Raw genomic sequence first — 13,324 nt, 5'->3', positions numbered from 1 at the left:
TGCGGGCCTACTTGCCGGGCAGGCGGGCGGAGAGGGTGACGAGGAAGGGGAAGTCGCGGTCGGCGCGCTCGCGCAGGCGAGCCTCAGGCCCCAGCGCTTCCTGCAGACGGGCTTTCAGCGCTTCGATATCGACCGCTTCACAGCGCAGATCCGCCATCACTTCGCCTTCGTTTTCATAGACCGGAAAGTCGCTGCAGCCGACCGGCTTGAGCGGCGTGGTGTAGACCGTGCAGCCGCAGGCCGGGTCGAAGGCCGGGCAGGGGCGGCTGTGTGCGTAGTAGAGGCCGTTGGCCGGGCGGATCTCGATCGGGCCGCGGCCGCTGGCGAGGCGCTTGTCGAATTCCTTGCGCGACTCCTCCAGCTTCCAGAGACCTTTGGTCTGCGCCCAGTCGAGCTCCAGCACCAGCTTGTCGAGCTTGCAGCAGGGCGCGGCGCAGCTCGGGCAGTGCGGGATGACGGACTCGCGCTGATAGCGGGCGGCGGTGTCGGCGAGCGTTTGCGTCAGGTGCTGGCGGGCCTTGTTCGGAGTCGCCATGCTTCAGACCCAGTCCCGCACCGGCAGGAAGTCGGTGTAGAGCACAGCTTCCGGGCTGCCGGGCTCCGGTTGCCAGTCGTAGCGCCATTTCACTTCCGGTGGCATCGACATCAGGATGGATTCGGTCCGCCCGCCCGACTGCAGGCCGAAGAGCGTGCCGCGGTCGAAAACCAGGTTGAACTCCACATAGCGGCCGCGCCGGTAGGCCTGGAAGTCGCGTTCGCGCTCGCCGTAAGGCGTGTCACGGCGTCGCTCGATGATCGGCAGGTAGGCGGTGAGGAAGGCATCCCCCACGCTGCGGGTCAGCCCGAAGCTCTGCACGAAGCCGGTCTCGTTGAAATCATCGAAGAAGAGCCCGCCCACGCCGCGCGCCTCGTTGCGGTGTTTCAGGTGGAAGTAGCGGTCGCACCAGTCCTTGAAGCGCGGATGCAGCCCGGCGCCGAAGGGTTCGACGGCCGCCTTGCAGCTGGCATGGAAGTGGCGCACGTCTTCAACATCACCGTAGTACGGAGTCAGGTCCATGCCGCCGCCGAACCACCACACCGGTTCGACCGAGGCGTCCTGCGGTCTGGCAATGAAGAAGCGCACATTCATGTGCACCGTGGGGCAATACGGGTTGCGCGGATGCAGCACCAGTGACACGCCCATCGCCTCGAAACCGCTGCCGGCAAGCTCCGGGCGGCCGGCCGAGGCCGAAGGCGGCAGCCTGCTGCCGAAGACATGCGAGAAATTCACCCCGCCACGTTCGAAAAACCGGCCGCCTTCGATGACGCGGGTGAGGCCTTCGCCGCCTTCGGGCCGCTGCCAGCGGTCGCTGCGGAAAGCCTGGCCGTCAAAGGCTTCGAGGCTGCGGACGATCTGGTCCTGCAGGCCGGTGAGGTAGTCGCGCACGGCGGTGGCGTCGGGGCGGTCAGTCATGTCGGGGCAATTCCGTTGCGGAGGGCAGGAAGAAAAAAGCCGCCGGGTGGCGGCGGCCGGGGCGGCGCCTCAGTGGGGTCTTACCACTTGAAGAGGACCCATTGGGTCACGGTGCGGGCACGGTCGAGGTCGTCGACGCGCTCGAAGGCGCCGCCTTTCTCGCGCGAGACCAGGTAATACGGTTTGCCGACGCGGGGGGTCACCTTGATCATGTAGAGCTGGCCACGCACCCGGTATTCCTCATAGCGGTCTTCACCCCGCTGGCGGATGGTGACATCGGGCTCTTCGTCAGTGACGCCGGGGGGCGCGGGCGGATCGGGAATCGGTTCGAGCTTCTGGGCGATTGCCAGCTGCGCAGTCAGCGCAAGGGCTGCGGCAAATGCGGTTTTTTTCATGTTCATCTCCCGGTGCAGGCGGAGTTTGCCTGCCTTGATTCTAGCCCGCCGCCCGCTGCTCGGCGGTTTCGGCTGCCAGTTCGAACAATGCTTGCATGGGAATCGGCCGGCCCGCCGGAATGCCCGAGCGCCCGAGCCAGTGCGCCGGCAGGATGAGGCGGAAGTCGCCATCCAGCGTGGCGCCGAGCAGCACGCGCGGATGGCCCTCGACCCAGCTCAGGCGCAGCCGGCGCCAGCCGTGTTCGGGCACTTCGAGGTCGAGGCACTGACCCGCAACGAGCTGGCCGACCCAATCCGGCAGGCCCCGATCGGGCTCGGCCGTCGGCGGCAGGCGCAGCACGAAGGCGCCCGGCAGGCCATTGATCGGCTCCACGCGTGGCGGGCTGGCCGACATGATGTCGTTGTCGGGCGAGTTGTCCGGCTTGCGGCCGTGAATGATGGCGCTGTGAACCGAGGCGAAACTCTTGAAGGCCCGCTCGCGCAGGGCTTCGGGCACGCCGATCGCATCCAGCCCGGCGCGCAGCTCGGCCAGCAGCGGCGGCAGGCTGCTCAGCAGGGCGTCGCGCGAGTTGATGTCGCGCGGCTCCACGCTTTCGACCAGCTGGTTTGCGGTGTGGAGTGCACGCAGCCAGGCGCCGGACTTGTCGCCGCCGCCATGCTGGTGGATGACCGCCAGCACGCGGATCCAGAGCTGCTCCAGAAACACGCGGACCGGGCGCGGCAGATCGGTGCCGGTGCACAGCGCCCGGATCGCCCGTGCGGCGTGATGGCGGGAGTGCTCGCGCTGGGCTTCATGGCGCGCCTGCGGCAGCAGCGCTGCGCAGGCTTCGGCGTGCGCGGCGAGCAGCCGCGTTTCAAGGGCTTCGAGGCTGGCCCCGGCCTCGCTGAAAATGGCCTGGTCCAGTTCGAATTCCTGCTGGATACGCCGGGTGGCGGTCTCGATGGCCTGGCACACCGGGTGCTCTTCGCCCGTTTGCGGCGGCAGGCTGAAGCCCAGGCGCAGCACGGTCTCGAGGAAGCGGCGCGGCGGATGCTCCAGGCTGGCGGGGAAGCCGCCGGCCATGAGCGCTACCTTGCTCACCGGCAGGCGCAGCCGGGCGAGGCTCGCGCGCACCGGCGCGCAGAGCCGCGTATCGCTGCCGAGCACGTCGAAGGCCATGCCGATCGCGTCGATGGCGGCATTGCTGGGCGCGGGCAGCAGCGGCCGCAGTTCGGTCAGGTTGGTGCTTTCGGTGGTGCTGGCGCTCTGCTGGCGCTCGGTGAGCCAGATGAACACGCGCTCCATGATGGCGGCGAGCAGGGCCGGGTCGAGACTCGGCGCGGCGCTGGCGCCCGCCCCGGCGGCCTGCCGGCGCATCAGGCGGCTCTGCAGGCGACCGAGCGGGCCATCCAGCGTGTGGCCGGACTCCAGCACTTCGTTCTGGCCGGCGGCGCTGTAGCCGCCGCCGTGACCGAGGCTGCCGGGCGGGCCGGCGAAGACGTCTTCGCCCCCGGGCGGACGCGTGGGGGCCGGCGCCTGGCCGCTGCGGGTGAGCGAGGCCGGCTCCACGCCGCTGTCGCCCAGTTCGCGGGTGAGATCGGCATAGAACAGGCGCAGGGCTTCGATGAGATGCGGCTGGGCCAGGCGCGGCAGGTTCTGGCGCAGGTCGGGCGGCAGCTCGCCGGAGTCACACAGGCCACGCAGCGCGATGCAGACGGCTTCCGGCCCGACCGGGAGCTGGTCCTGCACGGCATTGTGCTGGTCGAGCAGGCGCATGAAGAGCAGGTGCAGGCGCGGCAGCTCGCGCTCGCAGGCGTCGGTCAGCGCATGGCTCAGGTTGATCAGGTCGACCGTGAGGTCCATGTCCTCGGGGTGGACCAGGCTGATGCGTGAGGCGGTGACGCTGCGTTTGCGCTGATAGTCTTCCTTGCTGCGCAGCTCGGCCAGCTCGTCAAAAGCACTGCCGGCCGCACGCTCCACGGCCTGCAGCAGGGGCGGCAGGCGCAGGCCGCATTCCCGCAGCGCCAGCACCAGGGTGGCGGCGAAGCGGCTGCGGCTGAGTTCGAGGAGCTGGCGGGTTTCCATGAGAAGAAATTATCCCAGCGCCCGCAGACGTTCGATCAGATGGCGACAGGCGGCGCCGCGGTGGCTCAGTGCGTTCTTGAGCGCCGGGTCGAGCTCGGCCGCGGTCTGGCCCATCTGCGGCAGCAGGAAGTAGGGGTCGTAGCCGAAACCGCCTTCACCGCGCGGGCTGCTGATGACTTCGCCATGCCATTCGCCTTCGCCAATGATCGGCTGGGGGTCGTCGGCGCTGCGCACCATGACCAGCACGCACACGTAATGAGCGCCACGATCCTGCTCGCTGGCGAGCTTCTCGATCAGCAGGGCGTTGTTGGCCGCATCCGACTTCGGTTCGCCGGCAAACCGTGCCGAATGCACGCCCGGCGCGCCGCCCAGCGCATGCACGCAGATGCCGGAGTCATCCGCCAGCGCGGGCAGGCCGGTGTGGGCCGAAGCGTGGCGGGCTTTCGCCAGGGCGTTTTCGACGAAGGTGCAATGCGGTTCTTCGGCTTCGGGCACGCCCAGTTCGGCCTGCGGAATCACCGTCCAGCCCAGCGGCGCCAGCAGGGCCTGGAATTCACGCAGCTTGCCGGCGTTGTTGGAGGCGAGGACGAGTTTTTTCATGGCTGGGTGTCCGGATCCGGGATTCCGCCCATTCTAGGCGCACAGATCATGCGTCTGACGGCCGGCTTGAGGGAATTTCCCGTGTTATTTCAAGAACTGCAAGTTTCGCAGGCGGCTTCCATCCGCGCCATGATCTCGGTCGTCAGACGCGGCAGAATCTCCAGCGCCTTCATGTTTTCGTCCACCTGCGCCACGCGGGAGGCGCCGGTGATCACCGAAGAGACCTGCGGATGCTTCAGGCACCAGGCCAGGGAGAGTTGTGCCAGGCTGCAGCCGAGTTCATCGGCCAGCGGCTTGAGGCGGGCCGCCGCCGCGTTGCGCTCGGCATTCACCAGGCGTTCGCGCAGCCATTCGTAGCCGGGCAGCGTGCCGCGCGAGTCGGCGGGGATGCCTCCCACATATTTGCCGCTCAGCACGCCGGAGGCCAGCGGGCTCCAGGTGGTGAGGCCCAGTCCGATGTCCTCGTACAGGCGCCGGTATTCCTGCTCGACCCGCTTGCGCACGAAGAGGTTGTACTGCGGCTGCTCCATGACCGGCTTGTGCAGGTGGTGGCGTTCGGCGATGTCCCAGGCCGCGCGGATCTCGTCCGCGCTCCATTCCGAGGTGCCCCAGTAGAGCGCCTTGCCGCGCGAGATGATGTCGTGCATTGCCCACACGGTTTCCTCGATCGGGGTGTTGGGGTCCGGGCGGTGGCAGTAGATCAGATCGAGGTAATCCAGACCGAAGCGGCGCAGCGAGCCGTCGATGGCACCCATCAAGTATTTGCGGTTGAGCGTGTGATGCACATTGGGGTCCTCGCTCAGACCCCAGAAGAACTTGCTCGACACCACATAGTGCTCGCGCGCCCAGCCCAGTTCGCGGAAAGCCGCGCCCATGATGCGTTCGGACTCGCCTGCGGCGTAGGTTTCCGCGTTGTCAAAGAAATTCACGCCATGGTCGCGGGCGGCGGCCATGATCTCGCGGGCGCTGGTGGCATTGACCTGGTTCGAATAGGTCACCCAGGAACCCAGCGACAGCGCGCTCACCTTGAGGCCGGAACGGCCCAGACGACGGTATTCCATCTGCAATCCTCCTGAATGGACAGGCGGCCCGCGATGGGCGGGCGCCCGGAAAAATGCGAATGTACGCCCGGCCGGGCGGGGGTGCCAGCCGCCGGGATCAGGCGCGGACGAGCTTGCGGCTGGCGGTGTAGAGCAGGAAGGACAGCGCGCACATCACCGCCATCGCCACCGCCATCTGGCGCGTCGAATCCCACAGCAGCGGGGCCAGTACGCCGGCGACGGCCGACATGATCAGGGTGTGGATGAAGCCCTGGCAGCTTGCCGCCATGCCGCGCCGGTGCGGGAACATGTCCAGCGCGATCAGGGTAAGGCTGGGAAAGGCCAGGTTCATCGAGAAGCTCTGCAGCGCGAGCTGCGGGATCCGGGTGAGCACCGTGTCGGGCAGCAGGAAGTTTGCCAGCAGGTTCCAGACCGCGGCGAAGGCCGACACGCAGAAGGCGATGCCGATGATCCTGCCGTAGCTGTAGCGGTGCGAGAGCTTCACCGCGGTGAAGGAGCCGCAGATCATGCCGGTCACGAGCGGCACGAAGAGATAGCCGAACTGGGTGGCGCTCAGGCCGAGGTGATCCATCAGGAAGACCGGGGCCGACATGACGTAGAGGAAGAAGCCGGTGAAGATGAAACTCATCGACAGCGCAATCAGCACGAAGCGGCCGCTGCCCAGCACCGCCAGATAGCCGGCGAAGAGGTTGCGCGGCGCGAGCGCCTGCCGCTTCTCGACCGGCAGGGTTTCGGGCAGATAGCGCCAGGTCATGAAGAGCTGGGCGGCCGAGAGCAGCACCAGGAACACGAAGATCGAGCGCCAGCCGAGGCTTGCGGTCAGCCAGCCGCCCATGATGGGCGCAATGGCCGGTGCGATCGCGAAGACCATCGCCACATGCGACATCATGCGCTGGGCGGCCGGGCCTTCCAGCACATCGCGCACCACGGCGCGACCGACGATCACGCCGCTGCCTGCCGAGAGGCCCTGCAGCACGCGGCCGATCAGCAGCACATGGATGTTCGGCGCGAAGGCGCAGAGCAGCGAGGCGACGAAATACACCAGCAGACCGGCCACGATGACCCGCTTGCGGCCCAGCGCGTCGGAGATCGAGCCGTGCCACAGCATCATCACCGAGAAGGGGATCATGTAGGCGGTAAGCGATTGCTGCATGGCCACCGCATCGGTGGCCAGCGCTTTCTGCATCGCCGGAAAGGCCGGCAGGTAGGCGTCGATCGAGAAAGGGCCGATGGAATTGAGGAATGCCAGCATCAGCGCCAGCATCGGATAGGAAATGTTTTTCATGGTGCAGCGGAGGGGAGGGGACGTGCCGGTGATGAGCCCCGGCACAATCCACAACCCTAGCATGCGGCGCAGCAAAAGTCCGTCAGACAAGGTCTGACACGCGCCTTCACCGCGTCTTGCGGCGCGGCGTGCTCAGGGCCGCTCGCCGCGCAGGGCGACCACTTCCTCACGCAGGCGCGAAGGGGTGAGCCCTTCCGGAGCCAGCGGCTCGCCGACCGTGAGCAGCACCCGGTTGAAGGCGCCGCGCACGAAGGGCCGCGTCATGGCGCGACCGTACTTGCGCGAGAAGAAACTGCCCCACAGCCCGGACAGCGCCATCGGAATCACCGGCACCGGATTGCGGCGCAGGATCTTGTTGAGCCCGCCCTTGAAGGGCGCGATCTCGCCATCCGGACTCAGCCGGCCCTCGGGAAAGATGAAAACCAGATCGCCGGCTTCGAGCGTGGCCGCGATCTCGTCATAGGCGCGCTGCACGCTGTGGCGATCTTCATGCGCGCTGGCCACCGGAATCGTGCGGCTGGCGCGGAACAGCCAGCTCACCAGCGGCGTGCGGTGGATCTGCTGGTCGATCACGAAGCGCGGCAGGCGCGGCAGCACGCCCATCAGCACCACCGCATCGGCAAAGCTCACATGGTTGCAGATCAGCACCGCAGGGCCGCGTGCCGGAATGTGTTCCATGCCCTGGCGCTCCACGCGGTAGATCACATGGGTCAGCGTCCAGGCAATCGCGCGCAGGTAGAACTCCGGCACGCGCAGGAAGAGGAGCGCGCCGACGACCAGGTTGGCGCCCGCGCAGGCCAGGAACAGCCCGGCCACGCTGAGGCCGCTGCCCAGCAGCAGCATGGCGCACAGCGAGGCCACGACCATGAAGGCCGAGTTCAGAATGTTGTTGGCGGCGATGATGCGCGAGCGCTCGGCGACTTCCGAACGGCTCTGGATCAGCGCATACAGCGGCACGGTGAAGAAGCCACCGGAGACCCCGATCATCACCAGGTCGAACAGGATGCGCCAGCTCCCCGGCTGCGCAAGGAAGCGGCCGAGATCGGTCGGCATCGCCGCGGCCGGGCTGGCCAGCCAGAGGTCCGCGGCAAACAGCGACAGGCCCAGGCAGCCCAGGGGCACCAGGCCCAGCTCCACCTGGCGTGCCGAGAAACGCTCGCAGAGGAAGGAGCCGGCCGCGATTCCGATGATGAAAGTGCCCAGCAGCGTGGTGACCATCAGCTCGTCGCCCCCCAGCGTGTCTTTCACATAGGGGGCGAACTCGGTCAGCAGGATGGCGCCGAAGAACCAGAACCAGGAAATGCCGAGCAGGCCGGTGAAGACGGTGCGGTCCCGGGCCGCGAGGCGCAGGTTGCGGAAGGTCTCGCCGATGAAGTTGTGATGGATCTTCAGCTCGGGCGCGGGCGGCGGCGCGGCGGGAATCCTGCGGCTGGCCGCATAGCCGGCAAGCGCAACCAGCAGGGCGAGGCCGCCGCAGAGCTCGGGTCCGATCGGCGGGACGGCCATCAGCAGGCCGGAGAGCACGCTGCCGGCCAGGATCGCGACGAAGGTGCCGCTCTCGACCCAGGCATTGCCGCCGACCAGCTCTTCCCGGCGCAGATGCTGCGGCAGGATGGAATATTTCAGCGGCCCGAAGAAGGTCGAATGCACACCCATCAGGAACAGCGTAACGAGCAGCAGCTCGGCATGCCGGCTGACGAAACCGATGGCCGCGATCAGGGCGATCGCGATTTCGGCCAGCTTGATCAGGCGGATGAGGCGCGTTTTCTCGTACTTGTCGGCCAGCTGCCCGGCCAGCGCCGAGAACAGGAAGAAGGGCAGTACGAAAAGCCCGGCCGCGAGCTGCACTGCCACCGCAGGCGCCAGCCCGAACACCGCACCGCTCTGGAAGGTGATCAGCAGGACCAGCGAGTTCTTGAAGACATTGTCATTGAAGGCGCCGCAGAACTGCGTTGCGAAGAGCGGGCCGAAACGGCGGCGGGCAAGCAGCGAAAAGGTCGAGCCGGATTCACGCGAAGACATGTTGGCAGGCAGGAAAGGGAAGCGCACCGAGCATAGCGCAGCTTGCCGTCCAGGGGCGCTGCCGTGTGGCTGCGCTCAGTTCATCAGGGCGTCGGAGAGCTCGATCGGCTCGGCAGCGTGCTGCACTTCGGGCCGGCGGCTGTCGTTGAAGGCGATCCCCAGCGGCCGGGCGCGGCTGCGGGAGAGCAGGGCCAGGCTGCGGCGCAGTACGGACCAGGGCGTCAGGCGCGCCCTCACCACCAGCAGCGTGCGGTCGCACAGCGCCGCAATCAGCTGTGCATCGCTGACCGGCAGCAGCGGTGGCGAGTCGATCACGATGCTGTCGTAGCGCGGCGCGAGCCCTGCGAGCAGATCGGCGAAAGCGGTGCTGGAGAGCAGCTCCAGCGGCTGCTCGCTCAGACTGCCACTCGGAATCAGGTCCAGGCCGGCCTCGCGGCGGTGGATGCAGTCCACGCGTTCCGGGCGGGCGAGCAGATCGCTCAGGCCGGCCTGCTCGCGGGACAGGCCGAGTCGCCCGCTCAAGCCGGCCCGGCGCATGTCGGCATCGATCAGCAGACAGCGGCCGGTGGCGGCCAGCGAATAGGCCAGGTTGGCGGCCAGGGTCGTCTTGCCTTCGCCGGGCAGGCTGGAGGTGACCAGGATGCGCCGGCAGGGCAGGTCGATGTCGCTCAGCAGCACGGCCGAGCGCAGGGTGCGGACCGCTTCTGAAAAGCCGCTGGCGGGGCGGTTCAGCGTGGTGCGCGCCAGCGCGGCGGGATCGAAATCCTCGTCGCTCGAGAGCTCCGCCAGCACCGGCAGCCCGCTGCGCTGCTCGAGTTCCTGGGCGTCGTGGAACACGAGCCAGAAACGCTCCCGGATCAGCACGGCGAGCGCACACAGCAGCATGCCGCCGACGAGACCGCCCAGCCCCAGCAGCAGCGGAGAGGGGCGGTGCGGGGTGAATTCGGGTCGTGCAGGCTGGATCAGGCGGACCGGATCGGCCTTGATGTCGCGGAGGGCACTGAGCTCGTTGCGCCGGTTGCGGGTGATGTCGTAGAGCTGACGATCGCCGGCGGCATTGAGCGAGAGCGTGTCGAGCGCGGCTTCATTGCGGTTCAGATCCTGCACGCGCGAACGGGCGATCGCCAGCTCGGTGCGCAGCGCGGTTTCGGCTGCACTGGCCGCCAGGGCGTCGCGCTCGAGTGCGGCAACGGCCTGCTGGCTCAGCTGGTTCAGATGCGCGCGGGCCGTGTCTTCTTCGGCGCGGGCTTCGAGCATGCGGGGATGCTCCGGGCCGTAGCGCTGGGAGAGCTCGGCAAGCCTGACCCGCGCGGCATCCAGCTGCGAAGCGGCTTCGCCCACGCCGGCACCGGCCTGCACGCCGGGCAGATGTGCGTAGTCCGCAGGGGCGGTGTTGCGGGCCTGCTCCCAGGCCGACTCGGCGGTCACGCGGCGGGTGTGGGCCTGGGCCAGGCGGCCGGTGAGCTGGGCGATCTGCAGGGCGACCAGGGTCTGGTCGGAGCCGTTCAGCCGGGCCATGCCTTTGGCATTGCGGAAGGACTGGAGTGACTGCTGCGATTCGTCGAGCTGCGCCAGCAGGCGGTTTTCCTCGGCGCTCAGGCGGGCGCTGGCGTGATCATTGAGCATCAGGCGCGTGGCCTGCAGGGCTTCGAGATAGGCATTGACCACCGCGTTGCTGACGCGGGCGGCGAAGGCTGGCTCGGTGGCACTGAAGCTCACCAGGATGAGCCGGCTTTCCGGCACCGGGAGGATGCGCAGGCTTTTCGCGAAGCGCCCCCAGCAGGCTTCGGCCAGCAGTTCCGGGGTCCAGTCCGGCTGGGGCCGCGGCCGGCCGGCCAGGGCCAGCAGGCGGTCGAGCGGAGAAGGCGGTTCGCGGCGCGGGTCGAAGCCGGGTTCTTCCCACAGGGCCAGCGAGCTGATGACCTGCAGGCCCAGCTTGTAGGACTGGAGGTATTCCAGTTGCGTCATGTAGTGCGCGCGTCCGCCTGCGCCTTCGCTGGTCGTGTCATCGATCGAGAGGATGCGGCCCCCCTCGTCGTCGACCAGCAGCATGGCGGTGGACTCGAAGCGCGGCGTGGCCTGCAGCGCCAGGAAGATCGCCAGCGCGGCGCAGAAGCATCCGCAGCCGAGCACCAGCCAGCGCTTGCGTGCGATGCTTCTGGCATAGCCGGCGAGCTCGGAGAGCCCGGTGGCGCCAGGCGCACTGCGTTCGAAGCGGAGGTAGCGGGCTTCCAGTCTGGACATGGGCGATCCGGCACGGGGCATTCGGGATGCCCGCTAGTGTTTCAGGTAATCCGTGAGGCGCCGTTCGACATGAACGTGCATCAGGCGCCCCAGCACGCAGGCGCCGATTACGGCCAGCACCCCGGCGACCACTACTGCGGTCATCGACTCCGCCAGCGCGCCCTTGAGCAGCCGGGCCAGCACGATCATGACGAAACCGTGGCTCAGATAAAGTGTATAGGAAGCATCTCCCATGCCGGTCAGCCACCGGCCTGTACGGCCACCCGCAAAGGGACGACCGGTGCTCACCGCCACGATCAGCGCAGCCGGCACGCCCCAGGCCAGCCACCGGACGCTGTCGGACAGGCCGGCCGTTTTCGCGTCGGGCCACCAGAGGCAGGCGGCCACCATCATGAAGCAGGCCGCGATCAGGACTGGTGCATGCCAGGCTTTGCGGCCGGCTGGTGCGTGCAGGGCGCCGAGTCCGAGTCCGAAGCAGAATTCCAGCACGATCGGGTCGGCATACCAGCTCTCGCCGCTGTGCCAGCCGGCCAGCCCGGCCAGCACCGGCAGGCCGCCGAGCAGCAGCAGGATGAAGAGCGGGCGCAGCCGCACCGGGCGCAGGCACAGCGCCATCGTGCAGACCGCGTAGAAGTACATTTCATACACCAGCGTCCAGGCCACGCCGACGATCAGCGAGCTGTCGCGATCGATGCCCGGAATCAGGCTCAGGGATGAAAACAGCAGCACTGGCGAGAGCTGCAGCGAGCGGTAGCCGATGCCGCTGGCCCAGATCAGCAGCAGCAGGCCGAGGCAGAACCAGTAGATCGGATAGATCCGGAAAAAACGCCGCCGCAGGAAGCCCAGCGGTGACACGCCCTCGGCAAAGCCGCGCGTGCTGTGCCACATCACGTAACCGCTGATCACGAAGAAGATGTCCACCCCGCAGGCGCCCACGGTGGTGAGTGCATAGGGCAGCTGCACCAGCGGGCTGGCATGCAGCTCCTCGAGCACATGATGGATCAGCACCAGCAGCGCCGCGAAGAAGCGCAGCTGCTGCAGGCCCTCGAGCCGGGCAGAGGACGGGCTCCCGCTCATCGCGTGATCCGGGCGATGATGTCGAGGAAGCGGGCGCGGAAAGCCTCGGTCGAGAATTTCTCTGCATGCTGGCGACATACCGCCGGATCGAAGGCCGGGCCGCGCTCGAAGCGCTCCACTGCCGCAATGATCGCGTCGGCTTCCTGCTCGGCGAAGAAGAGCCCGGTGCGCTGTGCCGGGTCCTCGCTCTCCACCACCGTTTCAAGCGCGCCGCCCCGGCCGAAGGCAATCACCGGTGTGCCGCAGGCCTGGGCTTCGACCGGCGCGATGCCGAAATCCTCCTCGGCCGCGAAGACGAAGGCGCGTGCCCGCTGCATGTGGCTGCGCAGCGACTCGAAACTCTGGTAGCCGAGGATCTTCACGTTGGGGCCGGCGGCGGCGCGGCAGCGGTCCATGTCGGGCCCGTCGCCGATCATCACCAGTTGCCGGTCGGGCATTCTGGAGAAGGCTTCGACGATCATCGGCATCTTCTTGTAGGGCACCATGCGCGAGGCGGCGAGGTAGAAGTCTTCCTTCTCCGTCGCCAGCGCGAAGCCGGAGACATCGACCGGCGGCGGCAGCACCTCGGCCTCGCGGCGGTAGACCTTGCGGATGCGGCGGGCGATGAAGCCCGAGTTGGCCACGAAATGATCCACGCCATTCGCGGTGCGCAGATCCCACAGGCGCATGTAGTGCAGCAGCCCGCGCGCCAGCCAGCTCTTCAGGCCGCGGGTGAGGCCGGACTCCTGCAGGTACTGGTGCTGCAGATCCCAGGCATAGCGGATCGGCGAATGGCAGTAGCAGACATGGATCTGGTCCGGCCCGGTCAGCACGCCCTTGGCCACCGCATGGTTGCTCGAAATGATGAGGTCATAGCCGGAGAGATCGTGCTGCTCGACGGCCAGCGGCATCAGCGGCAGGTAATGGCGGAACCAGCGCGCCGCTTTCGGCAGCTTCTGGATGAAGGTGGTGCGCGGCGTCCTGCCCTGCAGGAAACCGCGCTCCTTCTCCGGCACGAAATCCACCACCGAAAAGAGATCCGCCTGCGGAAACATGAGCAGGATCTGCTCGAGCACCTTTTCGCTGCCGGCGTAGGTGGCCAGCCATTCATGGACGACAGCGATCTTCAAGATGCATTCCTTT

The 13,324-nt window shown here is 67.7% G+C and carries 11 protein-coding genes; all 11 read right to left on the bottom strand.

Translation table 11 applies throughout. The features are described from left to right. Positions 1-7 precede the first annotated feature (7 nt). The 11 genes from ABDB87_RS06925 to ABDB87_RS06875 all read right to left on the bottom strand — a co-directional run bounded on the left by ABDB87_RS06925 (position 8) and on the right by ABDB87_RS06875 (position 13,311). Positions 8-535 carry a hypothetical protein gene (locus tag ABDB87_RS06925; RefSeq protein ID WP_345925365.1) on the bottom strand — a complete coding sequence of 176 codons (528 nt, stop codon included), beginning with the start codon at positions 533-535 and terminating at the stop codon, positions 8-10. A 3-nt stretch (positions 536-538) separates the two neighbouring features. Continuing rightward, positions 539-1,453 (bottom strand): oxygen-dependent coproporphyrinogen oxidase, encoded by a 915-nt coding sequence (gene hemF / locus ABDB87_RS06920; RefSeq protein WP_345925363.1) that lies wholly within the window; start codon positions 1,451-1,453, stop codon positions 539-541. 80 nt (positions 1,454-1,533) lie between these two features. Further along, positions 1,534-1,848, bottom strand: coding sequence for a DUF2782 domain-containing protein (locus tag ABDB87_RS06915; RefSeq protein ID WP_345925362.1), 315 nt, complete (start codon positions 1,846-1,848; stop codon positions 1,534-1,536). Between the two features lie 40 nt (positions 1,849-1,888). Further along, complete coding sequence (locus ABDB87_RS06910; RefSeq protein ID WP_345925360.1) at positions 1,889-3,913, bottom strand: DUF1631 family protein; 2,025 nt, start codon at positions 3,911-3,913, stop codon at positions 1,889-1,891. Positions 3,914-3,922: 9 nt separating this feature from the next. Then, positions 3,923-4,513, bottom strand: a complete 591-nt coding sequence (gene rdgB / locus ABDB87_RS06905; RefSeq protein WP_345925358.1) for an RdgB/HAM1 family non-canonical purine NTP pyrophosphatase — start codon at positions 4,511-4,513, stop codon at positions 3,923-3,925. 89 nt (positions 4,514-4,602) lie between these two features. Beyond that, positions 4,603-5,574, bottom strand: a complete 972-nt coding sequence (locus ABDB87_RS06900) for a potassium channel beta subunit family protein (RefSeq protein WP_345925356.1) — start codon at positions 5,572-5,574, stop codon at positions 4,603-4,605. A 97-nt stretch (positions 5,575-5,671) separates the two neighbouring features. After that, positions 5,672-6,859 (bottom strand): multidrug effflux MFS transporter, encoded by a 1,188-nt coding sequence (locus ABDB87_RS06895; protein ID WP_345925353.1) that lies wholly within the window; start codon positions 6,857-6,859, stop codon positions 5,672-5,674. A 132-nt stretch (positions 6,860-6,991) separates the two neighbouring features. Continuing rightward, a complete protein-coding gene (locus ABDB87_RS06890; protein ID WP_345925351.1) occupies positions 6,992-8,881 on the bottom strand; it encodes an MFS transporter in 1,890 nt (629 codons plus the stop codon). A 75-nt stretch (positions 8,882-8,956) separates the two neighbouring features. Then, the gene (locus ABDB87_RS06885) at positions 8,957-11,125 is read right to left on the bottom strand and encodes a GumC family protein (RefSeq protein WP_345925349.1); all 2,169 of its coding nucleotides are present in this window, start codon (positions 11,123-11,125) and stop codon (positions 8,957-8,959) included. A gap of 33 nt (positions 11,126-11,158) precedes the next feature. Further along, the gene (locus ABDB87_RS06880) at positions 11,159-12,202 is read right to left on the bottom strand and encodes an acyltransferase family protein (RefSeq protein WP_345925347.1); all 1,044 of its coding nucleotides are present in this window, start codon (positions 12,200-12,202) and stop codon (positions 11,159-11,161) included. After that, positions 12,199-13,311: a glycosyltransferase family 4 protein gene (locus ABDB87_RS06875; RefSeq protein ID WP_345925345.1), complete on the bottom strand. Its 1,113-nt coding sequence runs from the start codon at positions 13,309-13,311 to the stop codon at positions 12,199-12,201. The genes ABDB87_RS06880 and ABDB87_RS06875 overlap by 4 nt, the downstream gene beginning before the upstream one ends. Between the last annotated feature and the right edge of the window lie 13 nt (positions 13,312-13,324).

Origin of the sequence: Uliginosibacterium paludis (assembly GCF_039631355.1) — a bacterium.
Classification (GTDB): Bacteria; Pseudomonadota; Gammaproteobacteria; order Burkholderiales; family Rhodocyclaceae; genus Uliginosibacterium; species Uliginosibacterium paludis.
This window is presented reverse-complemented; position numbering and strand designations above follow the sequence as displayed.

Bases quoted from the DNA above. Each gene is read 5' to 3' on its own strand.
- ABDB87_RS06925 (WP_345925365.1), bottom strand. From the start codon at position 535: ATGGCGACTCCGAACAAGGCCCGCCAGCACCTGACGCAAACGCTCGCC.
- ABDB87_RS06880 (WP_345925347.1), bottom strand. From the start codon at position 12,202: ATGAGCGGGAGCCCGTCCTCTGCCCGGCTCGAGGGCCTGCAGCAGCTG.
- ABDB87_RS06915 (WP_345925362.1), bottom strand. From the start codon at position 1,848: ATGAAAAAAACCGCATTTGCCGCAGCCCTTGCGCTGACTGCGCAGCTG.
- hemF (WP_345925363.1), bottom strand. From the start codon at position 1,453: ATGACTGACCGCCCCGACGCCACCGCCGTGCGCGACTACCTCACCGGC.
- ABDB87_RS06910 (WP_345925360.1), bottom strand. From the start codon at position 3,913: ATGGAAACCCGCCAGCTCCTCGAACTCAGCCGCAGCCGCTTCGCCGCC.
- ABDB87_RS06885 (WP_345925349.1), bottom strand. From the start codon at position 11,125: ATGTCCAGACTGGAAGCCCGCTACCTCCGCTTCGAACGCAGTGCGCCT.
- ABDB87_RS06895 (WP_345925353.1), bottom strand. From the start codon at position 6,859: ATGAAAAACATTTCCTATCCGATGCTGGCGCTGATGCTGGCATTCCTC.
- rdgB (WP_345925358.1), bottom strand. From the start codon at position 4,513: ATGAAAAAACTCGTCCTCGCCTCCAACAACGCCGGCAAGCTGCGTGAA.
- ABDB87_RS06890 (WP_345925351.1), bottom strand. From the start codon at position 8,881: ATGTCTTCGCGTGAATCCGGCTCGACCTTTTCGCTGCTTGCCCGCCGC.
- ABDB87_RS06900 (WP_345925356.1), bottom strand. From the start codon at position 5,574: ATGGAATACCGTCGTCTGGGCCGTTCCGGCCTCAAGGTGAGCGCGCTG.